At 60.8% G+C, this 26647-nt stretch carries 19 protein-coding genes and 1 tRNA gene; 12 read left to right on the plus strand and 8 right to left on the minus strand.

All coding sequences use genetic code 11. The features are described from left to right. Positions 1-38 precede the first annotated feature (38 nt). The 3 genes from ACTJKE_RS15545 (at position 39) to ACTJKE_RS15555 (ending at position 5925) form a co-directional block, all read left to right on the plus strand. Positions 39-494: a GNAT family N-acetyltransferase gene (locus ACTJKE_RS15545; protein WP_440636010.1), complete on the plus strand. Its 456-nt coding sequence runs from the start codon at positions 39-41 to the stop codon at positions 492-494. A gap of 42 nt (positions 495-536) precedes the next feature. Beyond that, on the plus strand, positions 537-1340 hold the full coding sequence (locus ACTJKE_RS15550; RefSeq protein WP_057250261.1) for a DUF72 domain-containing protein: 804 nt from the start codon (positions 537-539) through the stop codon (positions 1338-1340). A 781-nt stretch (positions 1341-2121) separates the two neighbouring features. Next, entirely contained in the window at positions 2122-5925 is a 3804-nt protein-coding gene (locus ACTJKE_RS15555; RefSeq protein ID WP_112996152.1) for a vitamin B12-dependent ribonucleotide reductase, read from the plus strand. A 245-nt stretch (positions 5926-6170) separates the two neighbouring features. Here the strand turns inward: ACTJKE_RS15555 and ACTJKE_RS15560 are convergent, their stop codons facing one another. The 3 genes from ACTJKE_RS15560 to ACTJKE_RS15570 form a co-directional block, all read right to left on the minus strand. Next, a complete protein-coding gene (locus ACTJKE_RS15560; protein WP_057250258.1) occupies positions 6171-8519 on the minus strand; it encodes an ethanolamine ammonia-lyase in 2349 nt (782 codons plus the stop codon). Between the two features lie 205 nt (positions 8520-8724). Then, on the minus strand, positions 8725-9750 hold the full coding sequence (gene adhP, locus ACTJKE_RS15565; RefSeq protein ID WP_058328222.1) for an alcohol dehydrogenase AdhP: 1026 nt from the start codon (positions 9748-9750) through the stop codon (positions 8725-8727). A gap of 671 nt (positions 9751-10421) precedes the next feature. Continuing rightward, positions 10422-11105 carry an RNA ligase family protein gene (locus tag ACTJKE_RS15570; protein WP_440636013.1) on the minus strand — a complete coding sequence of 228 codons (684 nt, stop codon included), beginning with the start codon at positions 11103-11105 and terminating at the stop codon, positions 10422-10424. A 184-nt stretch (positions 11106-11289) separates the two neighbouring features. Here ACTJKE_RS15570 and ACTJKE_RS15575 point away from each other — a divergent pair. From ACTJKE_RS15575 to ACTJKE_RS15600, 6 genes are all read left to right on the plus strand, one after another. Continuing rightward, a tRNA-Ala gene (locus ACTJKE_RS15575) sits at positions 11290-11365 on the plus strand. Between the two features lie 209 nt (positions 11366-11574). After that, positions 11575-12240: a CBS domain-containing protein gene (locus tag ACTJKE_RS15580; protein ID WP_113479519.1), complete on the plus strand. Its 666-nt coding sequence runs from the start codon at positions 11575-11577 to the stop codon at positions 12238-12240. Positions 12241-12451: 211 nt separating this feature from the next. After that, positions 12452-14914 (plus strand): phosphoketolase family protein, encoded by a 2463-nt coding sequence (locus ACTJKE_RS15585; protein ID WP_113479520.1) that lies wholly within the window; start codon positions 12452-12454, stop codon positions 14912-14914. A gap of 22 nt (positions 14915-14936) precedes the next feature. After that, a complete protein-coding gene (locus ACTJKE_RS15590) occupies positions 14937-18788 on the plus strand; it encodes a GH36-type glycosyl hydrolase domain-containing protein (protein ID WP_440691951.1) in 3852 nt (1283 codons plus the stop codon). A 2-nt stretch (positions 18789-18790) separates the two neighbouring features. Continuing rightward, complete coding sequence (locus ACTJKE_RS15595; protein ID WP_058328225.1) at positions 18791-20110, plus strand: glucoamylase family protein; 1320 nt, start codon at positions 18791-18793, stop codon at positions 20108-20110. A gap of 26 nt (positions 20111-20136) precedes the next feature. After that, a complete protein-coding gene (locus ACTJKE_RS15600) occupies positions 20137-21813 on the plus strand; it encodes an ABC transporter ATP-binding protein/permease (RefSeq protein ID WP_440692028.1) in 1677 nt (558 codons plus the stop codon). A gap of 175 nt (positions 21814-21988) precedes the next feature. On the opposite strand, the gene ACTJKE_RS15605 is transcribed toward ACTJKE_RS15600, so the two are convergent. Together ACTJKE_RS15605 and ACTJKE_RS15610 are read right to left on the minus strand one after the other, a co-directional pair. After that, positions 21989-22114 (minus strand): hypothetical protein, encoded by a 126-nt coding sequence (locus ACTJKE_RS15605; protein WP_255571446.1) that lies wholly within the window; start codon positions 22112-22114, stop codon positions 21989-21991. 217 nt (positions 22115-22331) lie between these two features. Continuing rightward, positions 22332-22574, minus strand: coding sequence for a hypothetical protein (locus ACTJKE_RS15610; RefSeq protein WP_058328308.1), 243 nt, complete (start codon positions 22572-22574; stop codon positions 22332-22334). A gap of 269 nt (positions 22575-22843) precedes the next feature. Here ACTJKE_RS15610 and ACTJKE_RS15615 point away from each other — a divergent pair, with 269 nt between their 5' ends. Together ACTJKE_RS15615 and ACTJKE_RS15620 are read left to right on the plus strand one after the other, a co-directional pair. Beyond that, on the plus strand, positions 22844-23764 hold the full coding sequence (locus tag ACTJKE_RS15615; protein ID WP_058328227.1) for a DnaJ C-terminal domain-containing protein: 921 nt from the start codon (positions 22844-22846) through the stop codon (positions 23762-23764). Further along, on the plus strand, positions 23761-24075 hold the full coding sequence (locus ACTJKE_RS15620) for a chaperone modulator CbpM (protein WP_058328228.1): 315 nt from the start codon (positions 23761-23763) through the stop codon (positions 24073-24075). The genes ACTJKE_RS15615 and ACTJKE_RS15620 overlap by 4 nt, the downstream gene beginning before the upstream one ends. Here the strand turns inward: ACTJKE_RS15620 and ACTJKE_RS15625 are convergent. Next, positions 24039-24500 carry a nuclear transport factor 2 family protein gene (locus ACTJKE_RS15625; RefSeq protein WP_058328229.1) on the minus strand — a complete coding sequence of 154 codons (462 nt, stop codon included), beginning with the start codon at positions 24498-24500 and terminating at the stop codon, positions 24039-24041. The genes ACTJKE_RS15620 and ACTJKE_RS15625 overlap by 37 nt on opposite strands. A gap of 209 nt (positions 24501-24709) precedes the next feature. Here ACTJKE_RS15625 and ACTJKE_RS15630 point away from each other — a divergent pair, with 209 nt between their 5' ends. Beyond that, complete coding sequence (locus ACTJKE_RS15630; RefSeq protein WP_113479525.1) at positions 24710-25066, plus strand: hypothetical protein; 357 nt, start codon at positions 24710-24712, stop codon at positions 25064-25066. Between the two features lie 18 nt (positions 25067-25084). Here ACTJKE_RS15630 and ACTJKE_RS15635 read toward each other — a convergent pair whose 3' ends face one another. Then, positions 25085-26071, minus strand: coding sequence for a DUF1775 domain-containing protein (locus tag ACTJKE_RS15635; RefSeq protein WP_058324156.1), 987 nt, complete (start codon positions 26069-26071; stop codon positions 25085-25087). 76 nt (positions 26072-26147) lie between these two features. Next, positions 26148-26537, minus strand: coding sequence for a hypothetical protein (locus ACTJKE_RS15640; RefSeq protein ID WP_058324198.1), 390 nt, complete (start codon positions 26535-26537; stop codon positions 26148-26150). Positions 26538-26647: the final 110 nt, after the last annotated feature.

Below are 26647 nucleotides of genomic sequence, written 5' to 3' on the forward strand. Positions count from 1 at the left end.
CTCGACGCCGATCGGCGACCGGAAGGAGTGATCGCGGCATGATGCGGCCTGCTCGTCTGGAAGACCTGGCTGCGGTGCAAAGCGTGACGGCGGCGGCCTACGAGCCCTATCGGGCGCTCCTTGGCGGGCCGCCGCTCCCGGTAACCGAAGACTACGCGCCTCGCATTCTTCGCAGCGAGGTTTGGCTTCGGGAGCAAGATGAAGTTGTTGCGGCGCTTGCCGTTTTCGAGCGGCAAGCCGATCACCTGCTGATTTTCAGCATCGCCGTTGTCCCAGCCTGTCAGGGCCAGGGGCTCGGCATCGAGCTGCTGAAATTTCTGGACGGCAAGGCGGCCGAGTGGGGCTTGCCGGAGGTGCGGCTCTATACCAATTCACGCATGGAGCGAAATATCGCGCTCTATCGCGCCTATGGATTTCAAGAAACGGGTCGCCGACCCAATCCCTATCGTCCAGGGTGGACACTCGTGGACATGACGAAATCGATCAAAGACTGAAAAGCACGCGGTCAACCGACGACCGTTGTTGAGGAGGATGGCATGGCAAAATCCGGAAAGATCCGCGTTGGTATCGGCGGCTGGACCTTCGAGCCCTGGGAGGGCACCTTCTATCCGAGCACGCTGGCAAAGAAGCGCCAGCTCGAATACGCCGGCAAGCAGCTTCGCGCGATCGAGGTGAACGGCACCTATTATTCGTCGCAGAAGCCCGAGACCTTCGCCAAGTGGGCCTCCGAAGTGCCCGAGGATTTCATCTTTTCGTTGAAGGCGAGCCGCTTCGTCACCAACCGCAAGGTTCTCTCGGAAGCCGGTGAATCCATGGAGCGATTCCTGACGCAGGGCTTGACCGAGCTTGGGCCTCATCTCGGACCGATCCTCTGGCAGTTCGCGCCGACGAAGAAGTTTGAACCTGACGACTTCGAGGGTTTTCTGAAACTTCTGCCGGCAAAACAGGATGGGCTGCCGCTCCGCCATGTGGTCGAGGTCCGCAATCCCACCTTCCAGGTTCTGGAGTTCGTGGCGCTGCTGGAGAAATACGGCGTTGCCGTGGTGCTCGCCGAACATGCGGACTATCCGATGATCGCCGATGTCACCGCCGACTTCGTCTATCTGCGTCTGCAGAAGGGCAGCGACGATATCGAGACCTGCTATGCGGCCGACAAGCTCGACCTCTGGGCCGAGCGCGCCAAGAGCTTTGCCAGTGGCGACGAACCGAGTGGGCTTGAGAAGAGCGCCCCGGACCGCAAGGCCAAGAAAGAGCCGCGCGATGTGTTTGCCTACTTCATCACCGAGGGCAAGGTGAATGCGCCGAATGGTGCCCGCGAGTTGCAGAAGCGCGTCGATTGAGTTCCAAGGCGGGATCAGTGCGTGCCGCTGATCCCGCTCACCCCTCACGAACCTGCCAGTCTTTGCACCTGCGCCAGTATCGTCGGCCGGGAGCGGGATGGTGTAGAGCACTATAGGTAGTGCCGATACTCCGTTCGCGACCCAAAAGGCGAGCGGCCTCAAGGCGTAAGGCGCGAATCACCACGGCCACCCCATATCGTTTTCCTAAGCGCAACCGAGGGTACCGTTGGGGATGGTTTTTATGCGGTTTTTTACCCGTCAATTTTTTGATCTGGCGCTGACCGTTGCGTTAGTCTCACAGGCAACCTCTGGAAGTGCCTGATTTTCATGGGGTTGGCCGATGTCCCCGTTTTCCACAGTCGGTCGACACAACATCTAGCGCTCAAACTTCCGTCACAAACCACCCCTTGACGCCCCCGGACGATTCACGGTTAATGGATTTCACGTTGCGACGGCGGCGGACCGGATTGTTTAGCGCCCGGTTCATCTCACCAAATCGTCGGTTCTGACAGGCGGCAGTCATGGATTTCACCATGCGGTCGCCGTGAGGATTTCTGTGCGATTTTTTGGGCCTGCTGGGGCAATATTTGGCTGGCATAAAGATGCTGTTAACACTATATTTAGTGCTTGCAGCCAGCCTATCTCACAAGATACAGGGTCACCCAGTTATGGGTTTCTCTCCAAGGACGGAAGCTGAGACTGGCTGCGGGATGACCCTCGCGGCCGGGCGGGGACAATTGCGCCTGTGGCGGGCGCTAGGCAACACGAAGGACCAGGGACAATGAAGATCGAACGTCGTTTCACCAAGGCCGGGCAATCCGCCTATGCGGAGATCGAATTCCGCAAGGCTACGAGTGAGATCAAGAACCCTGATGGTTCGATCGTCTTCCGCCTAGCCGATATCGACGTTCCGGCTCAGTTCAGCCAGGTCGCGGCCGACATTCTCGCCCAGAAGTATTTCCGCAAGGCCGGCGTTCCGGCCAAGATGAAGCGCGTCGAGGAGAACGACGTCCCCTCCTTCCTCTGGCGGTCGGTCCCTGACACGGATGCGCTGAAGGCTCTGCCCAAGGAAGAACACTACGGTTCCGAGACCGATGCCCGCCAGGTTTTCGATCGCCTGGCCGGCACCTGGGCCTATTGGGGCTGGAAGGGCGGCTACTTCGACACGGAAGAAGACGCCTCCGCCTTCCAGGACGAACTCGCCTACATGCTCGCCACCCAGCGCGTCGCGCCGAACTCGCCGCAATGGTTCAACACCGGCCTGCACTGGGCCTATGGCATCGATGGCCCCGGCCAGGGCCACTTCTATGTCGATCCCTTCACCGGCAAGCTGACCAAGTCGAAGTCGGCCTACGAGCATCCGCAGCCGCATGCCTGCTTTATCCAGTCGGTCGCTGACGATCTCGTCAACGAAGGCGGCATCATGGACCTCTGGGTGCGTGAAGCGCGCCTGTTCAAGTATGGCTCGGGCACCGGCTCCAACTTCTCGCATCTGCGCAGCGAAGGCGAAAAGCTCTCGGGCGGCGGCAAGTCCTCCGGCCTGATGTCGTTCCTGAAGATCGGCGACCGCGCCGCCGGCGCCATCAAGTCGGGTGGCACCACCCGCCGCGCCGCCAAGATGGTCGTTGTCGATATCGACCATCCGGATATCGAGGAATACATCAACTGGAAGGTCAAGGAAGAGCAGAAGGTCGCTGCGCTTGTCACCGGTTCCAAGGTCGTCGCCAAGCATCTGAAGGCGATCATGAAGGCCTGCGTCAACTGCGACGGCACCGACGACGCCTGCTACGACCCGAAGCAGAACCCGGCGCTGAAGCGCGAGATCCGCGCCGCCAAGCAGGCGCTGGTTCCGGAAAACTACGTCCAGCGCGTCATCCAGTTCGCCAAGCAGGGCTACAAGGACCTCGAATTCAAGACCTATGACACCGACTGGGATTCGGAAGCCTATCTCACGGTTTCCGGCCAGAACTCCAACAACTCGGTCTCGATCAAGGACGACTTCCTGCGCGCCGTCGAAGCCGATGGCGACTGGCAGCTGACCGCCCGCAAGGACGGCCGCGTGATGAAGACGCTGAAGGCCCGTGACCTCTGGGAGTCGATCTCCTACGCCGCCTGGGCGTCCGCCGATCCGGGCCTGCACTTCAACACGACGATGAACGACTGGCACACGAGCCCGGCCGCCGGCCCGATCCGCGCGTCGAACCCGTGCTCGGAGTACATGTTCCTCGACGACACCGCCTGCAACCTCGCCTCGCTGAACCTGATGATGTTCAAGGATGCGGCGACCAAGCGCATCAACATCGCCGACTACGAGCACGCCGTCCGCCTGTGGACCGTCGTCCTTGAAGTCTCGGTCATGATGGCGCAGTTCCCGTCCCGCGAGATTGCCGAACTCTCCTACGAATACCGCACGCTCGGCCTCGGTTATGCCAACATCGGCGGCCTGCTGATGTCCTCGGGCATTCCCTATGACAGCGCCGAAGGCCGCGCCATCGCCGGCGCGCTGACGGCGATCATGACTGGTGTTTCCTACGCCACCTCGGCCGAAATGGCCGAGAAGCTGGGTCCGTTCCCGGGCTTTGCCCCGAACCGCGACAACATGCTGCGCGTCATCCGCAACCATCGCCGCGCCGCCTATGGCGAGACGACCGGCTACGAGGCGCTCTCGGTCAACCCGGTCGCCCTCATCCATGGCGACAATCCGGACCAGGACCTCGTCATCCACGCCATGAGCGCCTGGGACAAGGCGCTGGAACTCGGCGAAAAGCACGGCTACCGCAACGCCCAGGCAACCGTCATCGCGCCGACCGGCACGATCGGCCTCGTCATGGACTGCGATACGACCGGCATCGAGCCCGACTTCGCGCTGGTGAAATTCAAGAAGCTCGCCGGCGGCGGCTACTTCAAGATCATCAACCGTGCCGTACCGGAAGCGCTGCGCTCGCTCGGTTATAGCGAAAGCCAGATCGCCGAGATCGAGGCTTACGCCGTCGGCCATGGCAACCTGAACCAGGCGCCGGCAATCAACCCGTCAACGCTGAAGGCCAAGGGCTTCACCGACGAGAAGGTCGAAGCGGTCAACGCCGCGTTGAAGAGTGCCTTCGACATCAAGTTCGTCTTCAACCAGTGGACGCTGGGCGCCGACTTCCTCAAGGGCACGCTGAAGGTCACCGACGAGCAGCTCGGCGCGATGGACTTCAACCTCCTCGACCATATGGGCTTCTCGAAGAAGGACATCGAAGCAGCCAACATCCACGTTTGCGGCGCGATGACGCTTGAAGGCGCGCCGTTCCTGAAGAACGAGCACCTGCCGGTCTTCGATTGCGCTAACCCCTGCGGCAAGATCGGCAAGCGCTACCTCTCGGTCGAAAGCCACATCCGCATGATGGCGGCTGCCCAGCCGTTCATCTCGGGCGCCATCTCCAAGACGATCAACATGCCGAACGAGGCGACCGTCGAGGACTGCAAGAACGCCTACATGCTTTCCTGGAAGCTGGCGCTGAAGGCGAACGCCCTTTACCGCGATGGTTCCAAGCTGTCGCAGCCGCTGAACGCCTCGCTGATCGAGGACGACAAGGACGAGGATGCGCTGGAGGATCTGATCCAGGCGCCGGCCGCCGCCCAGGCCGTGACCATCACCGAAAAGATCGTCGAGCGCGTCATCGAAAAGGTGATCCGCGCCCGCGAAAAGCTGCCGAACCGCCGCCAGGGCTACACCCAGAAGGCCGTTGTCGGTGGTCACAAGGTGTATCTGCGCACCGGCGAATTCGGTGATGGCCGCCTCGGCGAGATCTTCATCGACATGCACAAGGAAGGCGCTGCCTTCCGTGCGATGATGAACAACTTCGCCATCGCCATCTCGCTCGGCCTGCAATATGGCGTGCCGCTCGAAGAATATGTGGAGGCCTTCACCTTCACCAAGTTCGAGCCGGCCGGCATGGTCCAGGGCAACGATGCGATCAAGAACGCGACGTCGATCCTCGACTACGTCTTCCGCGAACTCGCCGTCTCCTATCTCGGCCGCCACGACCTCGCCCATGTCGACACGTCCGATTTCAGCAACACGGCGCTCGGCAAGGGGATCCAGGAAGGCAAGACCAACCTGATTTCGACAGGCTGGACCCGTGGCTACAAGCCGACCATCGTCGGTGGCACGGCCGAACGCGCCGGCGAGCCGAAGGGCTCGGCAACGGCTGCTCCTGCCCGCGCCTCTTCTGGCGCAACCGTAACGGCGATCGCCGGCAACACGGTGCGCAAGATCGAGACGACAACCGCCATCGCGACCTCCGAAATCGTCGCCTTCAAGCGCGATTACGAAGAACGTGCGGCGGAATTGGCCGAAGAGATTGCCGAGGAAACGGCTGAGACGGTTACGGAAGTGACGGCTCTCTTCTCCGACAAGGCAGCCGCCGAAGCGGCATCGGCCAAGACGGACGCCAAAAAGGTGGAGGCCGAGCGCCGCGCCCGCTCGATCATGCAGGGCTACACCGGCAACATGTGCACCGAGTGCCAGAACTTCACGATGGTGCGCAACGGCACCTGCGAGAAGTGCGACACCTGCGGTGCGACGAGCGGCTGCAGCTAACCTGCTCCACCGAGATGGTGGTTGTGGTGACGTATCAATCAGTCACGCGGTTTTCATGGAACGCGTGACTGTCCCCCGACCAGAATTTTGCCCAGGGGCGTTTGAGCCGTGCCCCTGGGTTTTTTCGTGGATGGGACGTGACTCGGTCAGTCAGCGCGTCCTGTCGTGCTTGTGTGCAAAGCTGACGCCGCTGTTGCCGCTCCCAGGGCAGATACCGCTCTGCTGTCCTGCAGCACGATGCGCGATCATCCATATCGTCGGCTGCCGTTCACATCCTTGCCGATGATCTCCCGGATGATGGTCAGGGTCTCCCTCGCCGCCTCTTTAGGTGCAAGCGCGGTATCGGCGACGTTGCTGACCAGTTTCGTCATGTCGTGATCGATGTCCTTCTCAGCCCAACGCTTGCCTTTGGCGACGGTGATATAGACCGAGTAGGCGTGGTGCATGGTTCCGGGCCGCTCGCCGATGATGTGGAGAATTCCGCGGAAACTGTTGGGGTCGGCATCCTTAAAGAGCATCTCGCCGATCCTGTAGCCGGCCCGCACCCTGCCGCTGGTCACCAGGATGTTCTTGTCGCTCACCGTGACACCGGCGTCTCCAAGCAACCTTCGCATCTCTTCGAGGTAAGGCGCTAGATGCCCGTCATCCATGATGGCCTTGGCATTGAGACCGTCCGATATGACGATCTGACCTTTGGGCATGTCGGCCTTCCACGAAGCCCTTACCCGCTCAATCTCCTTGATGGAATCCGGGCTCAGCGTTTCACCGGTGGTCGGGTGCGCAATGTAGTCGTTTCGGTCCTTGGACAGGGTGCGAACCGGGACGACGCCGGGCACGGCAGCGATAAACTCCGGCGTAAGTTCGGCCCAAAGAGATTGTTTGGCGTCGTCATATAGACCCCTTACTTTCGTCGCGAGCGCAGGGTTGAGATCCCAGATCTTCTCTCCGTGGCCCGTCGCCAGGTCGACGCCTCTCGCTTCGACCTCCATCATCATCTGCCTGCCTTCGGCGTAGACAGTTTCCTTTGGCCGCTTGTCACCCTTGGCGAGGCGGTACTGATAGTAGACCCAGAGGGGATCCCCGTAGTTTGACGTGTAGCTGTTGTCGTTGCCGACGATCCCGATGCGTTTGTAGAAATCCCACATCGCATCGTTGACCTTGAAGCCAAATTTCTCCCGTACGCGCACGTGATCCTGAAACGCGGTCGTGAGATAGCTCAACATCGGGTCATTTTTGGTGGGCAGAGCAATTAGGTAGGCCGGATTGGCCGGCATGATCTGGTCCTGGCACCAATCCAGATCGTCCAGGCTGACAGTCATATGCAGGGTGGTGCAGATATCGAGGCCGATGGTCAGCCCATGGAGCTTGCCCATGACCATGTCTTCGAGGCAGCACCGTACGAGTTGTTCGCGACTCTTGAAGACCTCCGGCCCGATGAAGCCGGCAACATCGTTGACATGGAGCCATGCGCCCTTGGGCTGCACCTTCGCAAGCTCCATGCTGACCGCTCTGCTGAAGCCATACTTTCGAGACTCAAGCACCATCATGTCGACGCCGTTTGCCACGCCGTTGGTGAATTCCGAGCCCTGCCCGGTCTCGAAGTAGAGGCCATATCTTTCCCCTGCCTTCGCGCTTGCATATTTCAGGATCTTCTCATTGGTGATGTCGAAGATCTTGTTGCAATCATCCGTTCCTGCGAGGCTCTGGAACACCGTGGAAACCGTTCCGGGGAAGCTCTCGCTCACCTCGGCCTGAACGTCGATGTGGGCGAGCACGCACCAGGGAATGACGTCAACAAGCTTGAAGGTATCGACGATATCCTTGAGGGCACGTTCCACCGTGACGACGCTGTTGACGGTACTGTCCACCGGGTTGGTGCCGATGACGATGTCGCCAGTCGCATAGGAGAATGCGTCGAAGACCTGCCACATGATGTCGTCGGGGTGGTCGGTTGGCGAATTCGGCTGAATACGCGCGCCCATATACCCCTTGGCCCCCAACTTGGTGCCGGGCATGACGTTGAAGATCTTTTGGCTGACGGAGATAAGCTCTTCGTTGCTCATCAGTTTCGGCACGCAACCGATCGTATCGCTGGTCAGCCCATTCATGATGCCTTTGATCTCTTCTTCCGATGCAGTCAGGAGAAACTCCTTCAGCTGGCCCATGGTCCAGTCTTTGACCTTTTCGTGCTGGGCCTGGTCCGTTGTCTGCCAGATCAGCCTTTGCAGATCGTCCTCAAGCAGCGGGCGCTGGTGAAGGTCTCCGATCTTCGTGCTTGCCAGAAGGGTCCGGGCGTTCGTTCGCGATGTGTCATTTTCCGCCACCACCCCGATCGTCTGATCTCCTTCCTTGAACGCGTTCGCACACCCCAGCACCTGCCGATAGGTCGTCTCGTCAAAACCGCCCTTGATCCTGCTGATATAGGCAAAGACGTCCTCGCCCTGCTTCACCTCATCGATCACAAGGGTGCCTCCGCCCGGTGCTGCCCGGGCAGCCTGGCTGTATGTGGCGAGCGTGGCCGCCGCAGTCCCTGCCACCAGCAGGAGATCTCGTCTGGACAGACCGTGCTGATCCGAGAACATGCCCTTGCTCATTGCCATTTCCTTTCTGCAAAAGGTCTCCGGGCATTTCGCCAAACGGCCCTGGTGAGGACGGCGATTTGAGGAGGCGCGCAGTTTGGGTGCGCAATACATTCTCCACTCCGGGCATGGGCCCGCTATTCCCATCGATCGATGCGGCACCGTTCCTTTGGCGGAAACGAAGCGGGGCCTCTCGACCGGACGGGCACGGCTGGGCCAGCTACTGCAGGCTCATGACGATGCGCCCGTCGATCTTGCCGGCCTCCATCCGGTGGAAGATCTCATTGATGTTCTCGAGGCTGTCCCATGAGAAATGCGGCGCGACCTTGCCTTCAGCGGCAAACTGCAGCGATTCCTCCAGATCCTGGCGGGTGCCGACGATCGATCCGCGCAGCGTTATGCGCTTGAGCACCGTTTCAAAGACCGGCACGGAGATCATCCCAGGGGGAAGGCCGACGAGCGCCATCGTGCCCCGCGATCGCAGGAATCCGAACGCCTGTTCCATTGCAGCAGGTGAAACCGCAGTTACGAGCGCCCCATGCACGCCGCCGGTCGCCTTGATTACCTGCTCTACGGCATCCTTCGCCTTGCCGTTGACTGTAATGTCGGCGCCTAGCTGCTTTGCAAGTGCCAGCTTGTCGTCGAAGATGTCCGCGGCGACGACATGCATGCCCATCGCCTTTGCGTACTGCACAGCCATGTGGCCAAGGCCACCGATGCCGGAGACGGCGACCCATTCGCCGGGCCGTACTTCCGTTTCCTTCAATCCCTTGTAAACGGTCACGCCGGCGCAAAGAACCGGCGCAGCAGGGCCGAAGTCCAGCCCGGTGGGCAGGCTGCCGACGAAGTCGGGATCCGCCAGTCCATACTCGGCAAATGTTCCGTCGACGGAATATCCGGTGTTCGACTGTGATGCGCAGAGTGTCTCCCAACCGGTACGGCAATGCGGGCAGTAACCACATGCGCTGTGAAGCCAGGGAACGCCGACCCTGTCCCCCTCTTTCACTCTCTTGACACCAGCACCCACTGCCGAGACATAGCCGACGCCCTCGTGTCCCGGAATAAACGGCGGGCTAGGCTTTACCGGCCAGTCTCCATTTGCTGCATGGAGGTCGGTGTGGCAGACGCCCGTTGCTTCATATTTGACGAGGATCTGCCCAGGTTGCGGCGTCGGCACCGCCACCTCCTCGATCACAAGGGGCGTGCGGAACTGCCGAACGACGGCGGCCTTCATCGTCTGGGCCATTGCTAATCCTCCTCCAAATCGCCGGGCCCACTGAGAGGCCCATTAAGGGAAGTGCGGAGCCGGCAGGCGCCCATGTCGGATACAGAAGAATTCCACATTCATCCGGGCGCCATGGACGTTCGCGGCCGGGATTCGGGCGTCATCTCATCGTTGACACGCACCGTCAGAATTTCAGCGAGGTTCGGGCGGTGCTTTCGTTACGCATCAGCGTAAACCCGCGAGCATGGTTCGACAAGCGCATGGGGACGTGGCCTACGGTAACATACGGCGGCACGCGTCAATGACGCCCGTGCAGCTACAAACGCGCAGTCCTAGCCTGTGGCGCGACGCGTTCAGAACGATCGAGCTCGGCGCTCGAGAAGGCATCAGACCCGCCCAAAACCTGGCTGGCTCTGCTTCGAATCTGGCGCGCTGAGACCGGGGCCGCGACCGGCGGGCTCGACGCCACGGATGGCAACGGCTGGGCCTTCGTCCACTATCTCGCCATTGCCGAGCAGTATCGCGGCCAGGGCCTTGGCTTGACACGTTCGAATTCCAGGCCCGTCCCTTCATGAGAAGCTCGGTTTCGAAGTGTTCGGCGAGCTCGCAGGAGGACTGGGGGCGCGATTAGGCGCTATTCCTGAAAAAGCGATCCTGAAATCGAGCACCGAGCAGCGGCGCGGACTTCCGGCCTATGGCGTCGCGTCAAGCCCCTCTCGCAACTCGTTCGGCACGACCGGGCCGGCCATCCAGTGTTTTTCATTTATAACGTGGCTAGATCGCACCCACTTGGCGATGCCATCAAAGAACCGAGCAGCGCTGCCCGCGCCCGCGGGGTAAGGCATCCGGTCGGCGAGCCGGATGACAAAGCCTTCCTGGCGCGACGTATCCAAGCCCGCTACCACATTTTGGATGACGTCATCGCTGAACGGTCCATCATAGAGGACCGGAACCGGCTCGATTTCCAACATTTCCAGGATTTCGAGCGTGGTATCCCAGTTCAGAAGCTCATTGCTGTCATCCCAGACGCCAAAGCCGTAAAAGAACGACCGCAGGGCGTTGCCGGATATGCGGGTATAGGCAACCGAGTGCCGGGCATAGAGATACTCGCCGGAAATCCGCCAATCATCCGGGATATGCGGTGCACGGCGCGCGTGGTAAGCGCGCAGCCAGTCACGTGACGGATGATAGCCGCTGTCCGGCGATCGGGCATAGGACCTGACCGTGGTCAGAGTCGTGCATTCGCCATCCATTTTTTCGGTAATGATCACACGTTCCCCCCGAAAGGGCGCAAGGTCCGGTATCCGCTTGTCGTCGCTTTGGAGCCCGGGACTTGTCGGCAGGTGATAGGTACGCGGGTATTTCAGATCATCCATCAGAACGTCTCTGCACGAACGGTGTGGCGTTGTCGATATGGGAATGTGCTCTACCTGTCAAAGTTGCACGCGCGAACACGACTTTGGCGAATGACCTGCCGCGACCCTTGTATTTCGAACGGACCAAGGTCTGCTACGTTGCCCTTGCAAAGACCGTGGATTTGTTCATGATCCCACTTGCAATGGGGCCGTAGCTCAGTTGGGAGAGCGCCGCAATCGCACTGCGGAGGTCGAGGGTTCGACTCCCTTCGGCTCCACCAGAACACAACCGCGCGCGTCGAGAGCTAGTTAAATCCAATCGGGCTGTGCACGAGTGTTTGGGCTCGACTAGAAGCTGCAGCACGGGTTCTGCCAGCGCCAGCGCTCAACTCGAACATCTCCCCCACGAACAGGTTGTCGAACCGCCGCGATAGGTTTACCTTACGCCCGCTAATGACGGTACCAAGGTCCTTTTCGGAGTTGGATCGACATGCGCGTCAAAGATGTGATGACGACAAAGATCGTCAGGCTTTCGCCTGACAACAGCGTCAGACAGGCAGCCCGGATCATGTTCGACAGCCACGTCAGCGGCCTTCCGGTCGTTGACGATGAAGGCCGTCTCATTGGGCTGATCAGCGAGGGCGACTTGATCCGGCGCACGGAACTCGGTGGCGGCGGACCGCTGGCGGACGCGACGCTTGCGGCCGACGACAGGGCCCACGCCTATATACGCCGATCCTCTTGGAGGGTGGGCGACGCCATGACAGCCGATCTCGTTACCATCGACGAGGATGCGCCGCTCGCGCGGGTGGCGGCGCTGATGCAGGAACGTGGCATCAAGCGCCTTCCCGTTCTCAGGAACGGCGTACTGGTCGGCATCGTCAGCCGCGCCGATCTGTTGCAGGCGGTTTTGTCGGCAAAGCAGGACGAGACGGCCGCGGGTGATGAAGCGATCCGGCGCAGCATTCTCGTGCGCCTCGGCGAGAACACCGGCCTCGAAGGTCTGGATGTGAAGGTCGCAGTGACCGATGGCATCGTTCATCTCTGGGGCAACGTGGAGACGGCCGAGTGCCGGAGGGCCGCACGGATCGTTGCCGAAAATGTCCGCGGCGTTCGGGGCGTGGTCGAGCATTTCTCGGAACCATATCCGCAATAGCGCCCCTTTTAATTGTGCCGCGACACGCAGGTGTTCGCGACACCGAGTTGGCAAGACGATCCCAGCCGCTGTCGTCCGAAGACAGGTGTTCCATCATTCTGCCCGTCGCCGGCAAACAGCAACGACCGTAGCGAATTCAAGAGACTGCAGTGGCTTGCACGACTGCAAGTCGGAGAAATCCAGGCAATGTCCTAATGATCGGGAGGTTCAGATGGTTTCGCCTGAAACGGTATCGATGAAAGAGACGGCATCCGGGAGCTCGCATTCAACAACGCCATTATCGGCAGACGAACTCCGACTGATGGACGCCTATTGGCGCGCGTCGAACTACCTTTCTGTCGGCCAGATCTATCTGCTCGACAATCCGCTCCTGCGCGAGCCGCTGAAACGCGAACACATCAAGCCGCGCCTGCTCGGCCACTGGGGCACCTCGCCTGGCCTCAACATGCTCTATGTGCATCTCAACCGCGTGATCAAGCGCGACGATCTCAACATGATCTATATCATCGGGCCGGGGCACGGCGGGCCGTCGCTGGTGGCGCATGCCTATCTCGAAGGGACCTACACCGAGTTCTATCCGAACATCGGTGAAGATGCCGAGGGCATGCAGCGGCTCTTCAAGCAGTTCAGCTTTCCAGGTGGCATCCCGAGCCACGTGGCGCCGGAAACGCCCGGCAGCATCCATGAGGGCGGCGAACTTGGTTATGCGTTGAGCCACGCCTATGGCGCCGCCTTCGATAACCCGGACCTCGTCGTCGCCTGCATCGTCGGCGATGGCGAGGCCGAGACCGGGCCGCTTGCGACCGGCTGGCAGAGCAACAAGTTCCTGAACCCGGCCCGCGACGGCTGCGTGCTGCCGATCCTGCATCTGAACGGCTACAAGATCGCCAATCCGTGCTTCCTCGCCCGCATTCCGCGCGACGAGCTGCAGAAGTTCTTCGAGGGCATGGGCTACAAGCCCTACTTCGTCGAAGGGCATGATCCGGCAAGCGTGCATCAGCAACTCGCCGCTGTGCTGGATACGGCGATGGCCGAGATCCGGCAGATCTGGGACGATGCCCGCGTGAGGGGCAATCTGAAGCGGCCGGCATGGCCGATGATCGTCTTCCGCACGCCGAAGGGCTGGACCTGCCCCCCGGAGATCGATGGCAAGAAATGCGAGGGCTACTGGCGGGCGCATCAGGTGCCGATGGGCGAGATGGACAAGCCCGAGCACATCCGCATCCTCGAGCAATGGATGAAGAGCTATCGCCCCGAGGAGCTTTTCAGCGATCAAGGCCGGCTGAAGCCGGAGATCGCAGCACTTGCGCCAACGGGACATCGCCGCATGAGCGACAATCCGCACGCCAATGGCGGCCTGTTGCTGCGCGATCTGAAGATGCCGGCCTTCCGCGACTATGCCGTCGAGGTTCCCCGTCCCGGCGGGACCAATGTGGAAGCGGCCCGCGTCATGGGCAAGTTCCTGCGCGACGTGATGAAATCCAACATGGACGCCAGGAACTTCCGCCTGTTCAGTCCGGATGAAAACAACTCGAACCGCTGGCAGGACGTGCTGGAGGTCACCAATCGCTGCTACATGGCCGAAATCTATCCGGAGGACGACCACCTCTCACCGGACGGCCGCATCATGGAGGTGCTCAGCGAACACCAGTGCCAGGGCTGGCTCGAAGGCTATCTGCTGACCGGCCGCCACGGCTTCTTCTCCTGCTACGAAGCCTTCATCCACATCATCGATTCGATGTTCAACCAGCATGCCAAGTGGCTGAAAGTCTGCAACGAAATTCCCTGGCGCCGGCCCGTCGGGTCGCTGAACTACTTCCTGAGTTCCCATGTCTGGCGGCAGGACCACAACGGCTTCAGCCATCAGGATCCCGGCTTCATCGATCACGTCGTCAACAAGAAGGCTGACGTCATCCGCGTCTACCTGCCGCCGGATGCCAACACGCTGCTGTCTGTCACCGACCATTGCCTGCGCAGCCGCAACTACATCAACGTCGTCGTGGCGGGAAAGCAACCCGGGCCGCAATGGCTGACAATGGAACAGGCGGTGCGCCATTGCAGCATGGGCGTCAGCATCTGGGATTGGGCGAGCAACGATGCCGACAGCGAACCGGATGTCGTCATGGCCTGCTGCGGCGACGTTCCGACGCTCGAAACGCTGGCCGCGGTGCAATTGCTGCGCGAGCATCTTCCGGAAGTGAAGGTGCGGGTCGTCAATGTCGTCAACCTGATGAAACTGCAACCGGCAGAAGAACATCCCCACGGCCTCACGGACCGTGACTTCGATGGTATCTTCACCAGGGACAAGCCGATCATCTTTGCCTTCCACGGCTATCCGTGGCTGATCCATCGCCTCACCTACCGCCGCACCAACCACGGCAACCTGCATGTTCGTGGCTACAAGGAGGAAGGTACGACGACGACGCCGTTCGACATGGTGGTGCTCAACGAGCTCGATCGGTTCCATCTCGCCGGCGATGTCATCGACCGCCTGCCCCAGCTCGGGGCGCGCGCCGCCTATTTCAAGCAGGCAATTCAAGCCAAGCTGATCGAGCATCGCGAATATATCGAGAAGCATGGTGACGACATGCCGTCGATCAGCGGTTGGAAATGGGGCGTTCCGGGTGCGCAACAGGCGAAGCCCAGGACGTCGACTGAGGGTGACAATGTGTAGCCCGCAATGAAGGATCGGTCTGATGGTCCGGCCAGCTGGCAAGGTTGACGTCAGTGCGACACGTCCGGCAGGCGTGCCTCCTGACACGATCCTGCTTTCGAATGGGCACTACAACGTGCTTCTGACCGAGGCCGGTGCCGGGTATGAAACCTGGCGCGGCCTCGACATCACGCGTTGGCGTGAGGACGGCACACGCGATTGCTGGGGCCAGTTCTGCTACATCCGCGACCTTGAGAGCGGCGAGGTCTGGACGATTGGCCGGCAGCCGATCTGCCATCCGGATGCGATCTACGAACACACGTTTCACGGTGATCGTGCCGAGTATCGCTGTTTGCTCGGAGACATCGATCTTCGATGGGACGTGGCGGTCGCACTGGATTGCGATGCCGAGGTGCGTTTGCTGAAACTCTGCAATAAGGGTGAGAAAGCGAGAAAGCTTGAGCTGACAAGCTATTCCGAAGTCTGCCTGAATGGTCGAAGCGCCGATAGCGCACATCCGGCATTTGCCAAGCTTTTCATCGAAACCTGGTTCGATACCGAAACAACCGCTTTGTTCGCACGGCGCCGGCCGCGCAGTGCATCGGAGCGCCCCGTCTGGGCGGTACACGTGTCTGCGTCAAGCCGCCAGGGCCATGTGGTGGAATATGAAACGGACCGCTACAGATTTCTTGGCCGGCGGCGGACGGCCTCAAACCCTGACGCCCTGGTGCCGGGGAGCCGTTTATCAGGGACGACGGGCCCCGTGCTCGACCCTATCTTCAGCCTGCGCCGGACAGTCGATCTGGAACCCTCCGGAATGGAACTGATCGCATTCGTAACGGGCTCAGCCGATAGTGATGTAGACGCTGCCGCAATAGCAAGACGCTTCGCCAATATCGACGCCGCGCGTCAAGCGTTGGTGGACGCCGAGAAAAACAATGAAGGCCCGCCCCAGTCACCCTCTCCTCAAGAGTTGGCCGTCTACAATCGGCTCGTAGCACATCTGGCATTTTCTGTTGCCGGCTTAAGGGAAGGCAGCGCGCCCGACACGAGGCGGCTGAACCGCGACGACTTGGGATCGGCGGGACTATCGGGAGCCATCCCAATTCTCCTGCTGCGTATCGACAAAACCGACGAGGACGCTCTCGTCGACAATGTCATCAATGCCCACGCATTCCTTGCCAGTCGCGGATTTCCCTTCGATCTCGCGGTCCTTGATGAAGAGGAAGCGAGCGAAAGCTTGCAGTTGAGCGCCAAGGCGACGGTCCATGTGGAGCAAACCCTCGGCAAAGCCGGGGGTGTTCATTTCCCACCGAGGGCCGGTGTTTCGGCCAGTGCAGAAAATGCGATCACGGCCGCCGCGCGCCTCGTCCTTTGCTGCAGTCAAGGATCCCTTTCAGCTCAACTTTCGGCGAGATCGGCCACCACTTTTCCGACGCTGAGGGAGACCAGGACGAATGTTTCCGCCGCGCACGGAAGGCGTCACGAGGCCCCACGAGATGGCCTGCTTTTTTGGAATGGCCGTGGAGGGTTTACCAAAGACGGGCGCGAATATGTGATCGGAGCGGATGCGACGCCAACGCCGTGGTGTAACGTCCTTGCCAATAGCGCGTTTGGCTGCCTGACGAGCGACAGCGGTCTTGGGTACACTTGGGCGGGCAACAGCCAACTGAACAGGCTCACGCCCTGGTCTAACGATCCGGTCTCGGACCCGCCGAGTGAAGTTATCTACTTGCGCGATGAGCAGACGGCGGAGCTATGGACGCCGACGCCTTTGCCTCTCGGCCAGACATCGACGACGAGGACGAAGCATGGTCAAGGTTACACGTGCTACGAAAGCAGTCGCGGACCATTGCATCATGAAATGACTGTCCACGTGCCGGCCTCGGGAGCGATCAAGGTTGTCCGCCTTGCTATTCGCAACGACGGAAAACGACTTCGCCGCCTTACCGCCACCTACTTCGTTGAATGGGTCCTCGGCACGCTGCGCGAAAGCGCATGCTCCCGGGTCGAATGCGAATTTGACAGCGAGATCGGTGCTATCGTTGCCCGGAACGTCTGGGAAGGGGATTTTTCCGGAACGCTCGCATTCGCCGCCTCAAGCGCGCCTGTCCGATCGTTCACATGCGATCGGCGCGCGTTCCTCGGCAGAAACGGTTCCATCGCTCAGCCGGTGGGATTGGAAGGCTTCGATCTCGGGGGACAAACCGGTTCTCTGCTCGACCCCTGCGCAGCCCTCATGGTCAGCGTTTCAATCCCGCCGGCGGTGACCGTCGAGCTGGTATTCGTGCTCGGGCAGGCCGAAAGCCGCGAGGAAATGCGCAGGCTCGTCCGCGAACATGCCGAACCGAGGGGCGCCAGGAACGCGCTGGCAGCCGTTTCACAACAGTGGGATCATCTGCTGAACGCCGTCACGGTCCGAACGCCAGATACGGCCTTCAACCTCATGATGAACCGCTGGTTGCTCTATCAGGTGTTGGCTTGCCGTATCTGGGCGCGAACAGGGTTCTACCAATCCGGCGGCGCCTATGGATTTCGCGACCAGCTCCAGGACGTCGCAGCCCTCGTCCATTGCGCGCACGATGAAGCGCGAACGCACATCCTTCGCGCTGCCTCGCGCCAGTTTGCCGAGGGAGACGTTCAACATTGGTGGCATCCGCCATCGGGTGCCGGCGTGCGCACACGCATGACGGATGACCTCTACTTTCTGCCCTACGTCGTCCATCACTATGTATCGGTCTCCGGAGACTACGGGCTCCTCAGCGAACAGGTTCCTTTCATCGTCTCGCCGCCTCTAGAGGACGAGGAGGAGGAGCGCTACGAGGTGCCTCCGGCCAGCCAGGAGAGCGGGACCGTCTATGAGCACTGCTGTCGGGCACTTGACCGAGGTTTGCGGCTAGGCAGCCACGGGCTTCCGCTTATGGGAACGGGCGATTGGAACGACGGCATGAACCGGGTCGGCGCGGAAGGCAAAGGCGAGAGCGTATGGAACGGATGGTTCTTTCTGACCGTCCTTGGATCCTTTGCCGCCATCGCATCGGCGATGGCAGATGACGAACGGGCCAAATGGTGCAAGGAGCGCGCCGAGACCCTGCGCATATCCCTGGAGACCCACGCCTGGGATGGCGCCTGGTATCGCCGTGCCTACTTCGACGATGGCACTCCCCTCGGGTCCCAGTCGAACGACGAGTGTCAGATCGACGCGATCCCGCAGGCCTGGGCAGTTATCTCGGGTGCTGCAGATGCCGAGCGCGCCGCGCAGGCAATGCGCGCGGTTTGGGAGCGGCTCGTTCGTACCGACAGCGGCTTGATACAGCTTTTCGATCCGCCGTTCGACAAGGGCGCGCTGCAGCCCGGCTACATAAAGGGCTATGTGCCCGGAATTCGGGAGAATGGCGGCCAGTACACCCACGCGGCCACGTGGGTGGCGCTGGCGACAGCATTGCTGGGGGATGGCGATCGGGCGTTTCAGCTCTGGAGCATGCTCAATCCCATCAACCATGCCCTGTCACCCAAAGACACCGACCGCTACATGGTCGAGCCATATGTTGTCAGCGCCGACGTCTATGGCGCCGCTCCTCACACCGGCCGCGGTGGCTGGACCTGGTATACGGGATCGGCGGGCTGGCTGTACCGCGTTGGTCTTGAGGCCATTCTCGGCATTCGCCGTCAGGGGCCCCGGCTTTTTATCGAGCCGTGCATTCCCACCGGGTGGTCGACATACGATGTTGATTTTCGGTATGGGAGATCAACATACCGTATCAAGGTGAGCCGAGATTCCAAACGAGGACAGAAGCACTATTCGCTGAGCCTTGATGGCAGGAAGGTCGCTGACCGAAGTGTTCCACTCGTGGACGACGGACGAGATCACGACGTCCGCCTCGTGGTGGCCTAGCCATGCCGGGATTGTTGTCGACAGACCCCGAATTGAACCGGATGCCGACCGAGCAGGATCTTGCCCGGCTGCAGTTCACGACGCTGCTGTACTATCTGCATTGCACCAATCCCGACAACGGCCTCGTGCGCGACAAGACACAGGAAGATGCACCCGCAAGTATTGCGGCGATCGGCATGGCGCTGGCGACGATCCCCGTGCTTATCGAGCGGGGCATTGTCATTCGCAAGTTCGCCGCAAAGATCGCGCGTCGACGGCTGCAGTTTCTCCTGCAATGCCCGCAAGGGCCGGAGCCGGATGCTTCCGGCTACAAGGGCTTCTTCTATCACTTCCTGGACATTGAGACCGGCAGACGCGTTTGGGAATGCGAATTGTCGACGATCGACTCCGCCTTCCTTTTCGCTGGTGCACTGACGGTGGCCGCCTATTTTGATGGCGATACGCCGGATGAAATCGAAATTCGCCGGTCGGCAAATGCGCTCTATGAGCGTGCCGACTGGAACTGGGCCTGCGATCACGGACTTACGCTGACCCATGGCTGGCGGCCGGAGAACGGCTTCATTCCCTATCGCTGGCGCGGCTACGACGAGGGCCTGCTTCTCTACATACTCGGCCTCGGCTCGCCGACCCATCCGCTGCCGGCCGAAGCTTACGCCGCCTATACCGAAAGCTACGACTGGCGGAACCTTTATGGTCGCGAGCTGCTCTATTCGGGCCCTCTCTTCACTCACCAGCTCTCGCATATGTGGATCGATTTCCGTGGGATCCGTGACGAGTTCATGCGCGAGCACAACAGCGACTATTTCCAGAACAGCCGGCACGCGACATTCGTCCAGCAGGAATATGCCATCCGCAATCCGCAGAATTTCGTCGGCTACGGCGAGCATTGCTGGGGCTTCACGGCGAGCGACGGGCCGGGTTGGACCAAGCGTACCGTGAACGGCAGCGAAAGGGAGTTTTTCGATTATCTCGCCCGCGGCGCGCCCTTCGGCCCGGATGACGGAACCGTGTCGCCCTGGGCCGTCGTCGCCTCGCTGCCGTTCGCGCCGGAGATCGTCATCCCGACAATCTGGAACTGCGCCCGCATGAAGCTCGGCATGACCAGGCTTTACGGCTTCAAGCCATCGTTCAACCGAAGCTTTCCGGTGGAAGGAACCGAAGCCGGTTGGTGGGTCAGCCCCTACCACTTCGGCATCGACCAGGGCCCGGTCGTCCTGATGATCGAGAACTACCGAACAGGCTTGCTGTGGAACATCATGCGCCGGTGCGCGCCTGTGGTGGTGGGATTGAGGCGTGCAGGTTTTTCCGGCGGCTGGCTCTGAGGGCCAAACCAACAAAAGGTACTCAGATGGACAGCCAGCCAGTACCGATCAGAACGACCGCATTTCGTTTCGCAAGAGCTGTCCGATTTTTCCTGACATCCGAAGTCGGCGGCAGGGCCAGGTGGATGTTTGCCGGGCTCATGGCTCTGCTCTTCGGCTTGAATGGCCTCAACGTGGTGAACAATTACGTCGGCCGCAATTTCATGACTGCGATCGCCGAGCGCCAGATGGATGAGTTCGTTCGGCAAGCGGTCTTTTACGTCTGCGTCTTTGCCGTCCTCACCGTTGTCGGCGTCATCGCGCGCTTTGTCGAAGAACGGCTGGCGCTGCTTTGGCGCGGGTTCCTGACGAGACGCGCCGTCGATCTCTATCTGGAGAATGAGGCCTACTATCGCCTGGAGGTCTCAGGGACGCTGAGCCACCCGGACCAGCGGATATCCGAAGACATCCAGGCATTCACGGTCACCACCCTCTCCTACATCATCATGTTGTTCAGCAGTACACTGACGGTGGTGACGTTCTCAGGCGTGCTTTGGTCCATAAGTCCCCTGCTGTTTGTCGTAGCCGTGCTATATGCGGCTTGCGGCTCCTACATGACGATCGTTTTGGGGCGCCCTCTCATCGGCCTGAACTATGAGCGACTCGACAAGGAAGCGAGCTTCAGGTCCAGCCTCATGCATGTGCGCGAAAACGCTGAATCGGTGATGGTGGCCAGCGTTGAAGGCCAGCAAAAAACGCGATTGATGCAGCGCCTCGATGATCTGATCGCCAACATCCTCACCATTACCGCGGTCAACCGGAACCTGGCCTATTTTACGAGCGGCTACAATTGGATGATTCAGATCATCCCGGACTTGATCATTGCTCCGGCTTTCATGCGGGGGGAAATCGAATTCGGAGTGATCACGCAATCCGGCGCGGCCTTTGCCATGCTCGTGGGCGCGTTCTCCTTGATCGTTCGGCAATTCAATTCGATCTCAAATTTCGCCGCAGTGGTTTCCCGGCTGAGTTCCCTGCTCGAAGCCATTGAAAAGAGCCGAACAAGGGGTGGTGGGACCGGCATCGAACTGGTCAAGCAAGATGGCAATTTGGCCTTCGACCACGTGACGTTGGGCTCGGCTGGCGGCCACGCATTGCTACATGATCTGTCGGTAACGATCCCGCCGGGAACACCGGTGTTGATATCGGGATCGCATGGGGCTGCAGGTGCAGCGCTCTTCAGGGCAACCGCCGGAATTCCGACCGCCGGCGCCGGGCGGATTCTGCGCCCGAACGACCTGATGTTTCTTCCGCAGCGCCCATATCTGCCGCCGGGGTCGCTTCGGCAAATTCTTCTGCCTCCGGATAACCCGGGCGATGCCTCCGACAGTCAAATGCTCGAGGTCGTGCGCAGCGTTGGCCTCGACGGCCTTGTTCACGACGCGCTCGGGCTCGAGAAGGAACAGGACCGAGAAATGTCCTTAGGCGAGCAACAGCTCCTGGCTGTCGCCAAGGTGCTTCTCGCCAGACCGCGATATGTCTTTCTTGACCGGCTTGAAGCAACCCTCGGTCATGAAACGTTTCGGAAGGTGCTGAACCTGCTCTCCAAGAACGCGATTACCTGCATCAACAATGGCGAAGAAGGCGACGCGCGTGATCTCTACGAAGCCGTGCTGGATTGTCAGGAGGATGGCCGTTGGACATGGACCCATCGCCGAGCATGACCGCTTCGCCTCGCACCGCACTCCTTGCTCGGGACGACATCAAGCGCGATGCGGGGGCGGCCAAAGCCTGTCACTTTGGGCCCGACGGCCGCTGGCCCACCAGACTAGCCGAGCCTTTTCCCTCTGGCGAAGGCGCGCTCGCGGCAGCCAAGTGATCGATGGAAAACGACCGCTGTTACCGGGGGGCGACGATGCCCTGGTAGTAATCGCCGTCACCGCCAACATAGTGCGTGCCACCGCCGCCGGTCTGCGAGCAGGCGGCCAGAGTGACGAGTGCGAACAGCAATACGATCGTTCTCATGAAGTCGGTTCCTTTCGGGCCTTAACAGCGGCTATGTCCTTGAGACTAGTGGGTATATAAGGATTAGCGTACGGGACAGGCAGCATCTAGTCGGTGGTATAGCAAAACGCTTGATCGTTGAAGATGTAATTTGTACCGGCGACCACTTGGCCGCTCGCGCATCCAGAATCTCCATGAATTTGTGTAAATCTTGGTCAATGATCGATGAGCGCGCGGGCTAGATCGGCTGCTGCTTGTTCCCCTGCTCCCGCTCCTGCCAGTATCTGAGGCGAAGCCGTGGCGCCATGATCCAGGCGACGAACGGCGTCGTGACAAAACAGGCGACGACCAGGGCCGGGATCGAATACTTCGCGTTGTCGGCGAGAACCGGGATCGACAAAACCGTTACGATGCCGATCCCGAACAGGATGGCATTGATCATCAGGCCGACCATGATGGCGAGTTGCAGGCGGACGGACATTTCGACCTCCCCGAGCTTCGAGGCAACGTTGCACCCAAAGAAAACTTTCCGGCGTTGATTGTATCAGAGATCGCGAATTCGCGAAATGGTCGAAGGTGCAGAGCCGCAACCGGCCGCGCCGGCGACAATGCGTCACGCATGGTGCGCCGCCCCTGTCGCGCGCGAAAATCCGCCCTATGCTCTTAGGCGAGTGATTGAAGACGCATGATCGCAACGCACGCAGAGCGTCGGCGATGCGACCTCAATCGATGCCGCCTGAGGGAGACCGCATGACGAGCCCATACGAAACGCTCGGCGTCAGCCGCGAAGCGACACAAAAGGACATCCAGAGCGCCTATCGCAAGCTCGCCAAGAAATTGCACCCGGATCTTAACCCGGGAGACAAAGGAGCGGAGGACCGCTTCAAGGCTGTTTCGGCGGCCTACGCCCTCCTCAGTGACGAGGAGAAACGCGGCAAATACGATCGCGGCGAAATTGACGAGACGGGTGCGGAGACTGCACCCCGCCACTACTACCGCGACTATGCCTCGTCTGGAGATACGGCGGGACGCTACGAGAGCGCACATGGCTTTTCGGATTTCGCGGATGCGGACGATATTTTCTCGAGTTTCTTTTCCCGTCGCAGCGGCGGCCAGCAGCAACGCCAGCGCGGCCGTGATCAGCACTTTTCCATGGAGATCGGCTTTCTCGACGCGGCCAACGGCACCAAGACCGAGATCAGCCTGCCGGGCGGCGGACCGGCGCTCGATCTCACCATCCCGCCCGGCACGCGCGACGGCCAGACGCTGCGGCTGCGTGGCAAGGGCGAACCCGGGTTCAACGGTGCGCCGGCCGGCGACGCGCTGATCGATATCCGCGTCAGGCCGCATCCTCTTTTTGCAACCGATGGTGACGACGTTCGCTATGAGGTGCCGATCTCACTGAGTGAAGCGGTGCTCGGCGGCAAGATCCGGGTTCCGACGATCGACGGGGCGGTCAATGTCACGATCCCGCCGCACTCCAACACCGGCAAGACATTGCGTTTGAAGGGCAAGGGCCTGCACAAGTCCGGTGGCGGCCATGGCGATGCCTATGTCAGCCTGAAGATCGTGCTGCCGCAGACCCCCGATCCGGCGCTATCCGCCTTCGTTGAAAGCTGGGCAGACGGAAAGGCGGAAGACCCGCGCAAAGGCATGGGAGGGCAAGCATGAACGACCGCGAATTCTGCGAACACCTCGACATCGAGGTGAAGGTCTTGCGCATCTGGATCGAACAGCGTTGGCTGATGCCGCGCGAGGCGGAAGCAGGCTGGCTTTTCGAAGACGCTGATCTTGCCCGCGCCCGTCTGATCCAGGATCTGACAGGTCCAATGGGCGTCAACGACGACGGCGTTGATGTCGCCATGCGACTGCTCGACCAGATCCACGGCCTGCGTGGCCGCCTCGCCGTGTTGATGAACGCCATCCGAGCCCAGGAGCCGGAAGTTCAAAGGCTCATCCTGTCCAGAGTTGAGAGCGAATAGTCGCCGTCCCGCGCGTCCAGTAGCCCGATCGTTTCGGCGACGAACAAGGTGTCGACGAACTCCGTCAGATCGACGATCCGCCCGTCACGGAACGTGAACTTGTCGATGATTTCGGTCCGTTGACGGATTTGCGATGGAATGAAGCAAACGACGCCGGCGCGGTGGACGACGATAGTATCGCCGTCAGCGTAAGCGCCAACCATCTCCATCTCGCTCAGGTCCCAGTTCTCAACGAGGGCCTGGAAACTGCTGCGCACCGTTTCCGGCGTGTTGACCCCGAGCGCCATCGTGCCGAGCCTGCCGTTTCCGACGATGCGGAAGCTGAAGTCTGGATCGAGTTGCGCCATCATGGTGTCGAGGTCGTTGACGTTGCGGGCAAGGTAGAGGGCCCGAATCCTGGTTTCCAACACGCTTCGCTCGGTCATTTGAAGCCTCCCCGTTTCTATCTGGGCGAGTGTGCGCGAACTTTAGTGATATCGCAAGTACAGGTTCGCGCTTCGGGATTCGTTCACCGCAAGTGCCACGAATCTGGCTGTCGTTAGGATTTTATTAAAAGGCAGGTGCTGGCTTTTACACGCCTGCAAGTGGAGTTGAGCGACAAGAAAGGATTGAACGACGGGAAAGCAGGAAAGACGTGACACAGGTCGTCACAGTATCCGCGACGACAGCGGCTTATGCAGCGGAAGCGCTGAAGCCGTCTGCACGCGTGCGGGGTGACGGTCCGACCGACGAAGCGATCACGCTGCTTTCGATCCGGCGCGCCGAGGAGCCCGCACTGACGCCGGTCTCGATCCCCAAGACCAAGGGCGCCCTGCCCCTCTCCTTCATGCTCATGAGCGCCGATGGCCGGTTGCCGGAACGTTCGGAAGCCGAAGCGCTGCGCCGCTATCTCGAATTCATGCGCGATGACGACGACGGAGCCGAGAGCCGCGAAAACGAAGACCGGCAGGATGAACCGGCCGGCCAAGAGGATGAAAGCGACGCCGCCTGAGGCGTCGCAATCTCTCAATCAGTGATGCTTGTGGCCGCCGGCCGCCGCGCCGCCCTTGGCCGAGCCAACCGGGAATGCCGCATCGACCTTGCCAGCCTTTTCGAAGACGAGCGTGACGGGAACGGCATCACCTTCCTTGAACGGCGTCTTCACGTCCATGAACATCAGATGCAGGCCGCCGGCCTTGAGCTCGACTGTTTCACCGGCCGGTACTGCAACGCCGTCATCGAGCTTGCGCATCTTCATCACGTCGTTTTCCATTTTCATCTCGTGGATCTCGACGCGAGCAGCCGCGGGGCTTTCGACGGCCACGAGCCGATCCTCGCCTGCCCCGCCATTCCTGATCGTCAGGAAGCCGCCGCCGACCTTGGCGCCCGGCAACATGGCCTTAACCGAGCCGCCTGATATCTCGAGGTCGCCAAGTTTCGCTGCCCCGTCGGCAGCAGCCATATGCCCGCCATGGCCGGCATGAGGATCGGCAGCGTCGGCCATGGTTACCGTCACGGTCGGCGCCGGGCTCTTCAGGTCATGCGCGTTCTGGCCTTCGGCAGCAACCTGATCCCAGACGACCTTGCCTTCGGTTCCGCAAAGCTGCGTGGTCGGGAACGCAAGCACGGTTTCCTTGTCGAAGCCCGAGAGTTTGCCGCGTACGACAAAGGTGTCGTAGTAGTCGTCCGAGAGGTTGCCGCCCTTCCAGCGGATTTCCACCGGGCCGGACGAGACCTTCTCGCCATGATTGTCATAGGTTTTCTGGTAATCGCCCTTGATCACCTCGAGCTCCCAGCCGGGCTTCGGCTGCGGCTTGGCGAAGACGAAGCCTTCGGGCAGCTTGATCTGCACTTCCGTCGTCGGCTTGCCGTCGCAGCCGTGTGGCACCTGCAGCACCGCCTTGAAGGTGCTCTCCACCGGCGCCGTGTCGTTTTCGAAGGTGGCGTGCGCGTGGGCAATGCCGCTTGCGGCAAGGCTAAGGCCGAGCGAAAGCGAAGCCAGTCTGGTCGTGTTCATGTCGTAATCTCCTGACCACGGGGGTGGTCCAAGCCGCTTGAGGGCGGCGAATTGTAATGGGAATGCGAGAGGAGGATTACGAACGCACAGGCGGCCCGCGCGAATGCGGCAGCAGGCGCAGATGCTGATGGGGCGTGGCGTTCTCAGCGAGAACCGGCGATAGCTGCCATTCGCCGGCATCGGCGCGAACGCTCTCGGTCGGCGGAACTGGCAGGAGGATCGAACCCGAGAGCCGGCAGGCTTCGCAGATCGGGGCCATCGATTGGCCCTTGCCGCTTTGGTGGTCGACGCCGTCCAGGCCGAAGCAGATTTCGGCGATCGAACCGTCAGGCAGCTGATAGGCGGCGATCTCGGCCGGCGTCAGCGTCTTGGCCATGAGCGGCTTGTGGGCAAAGGCCAGGAAAACGAGCGCGAATACGGCGACGAGCCGCACTGCTATCCCGAATTTTCCTTCGCGCCCTGTCATGGTCATCCCCGGTATTTCACTTGGGTTATCCTCAACCGGAGAAGAATGCAAAGACAGAATTGCCGCACCCGCCCGGGCTGCGGCCTTTGGTCGTGCGACAAAAATGTGTT

This window comes from Ensifer sp. 22521 (assembly GCF_052044795.1).
Lineage (GTDB): Bacteria > Pseudomonadota > Alphaproteobacteria > Rhizobiales > Rhizobiaceae > Ensifer.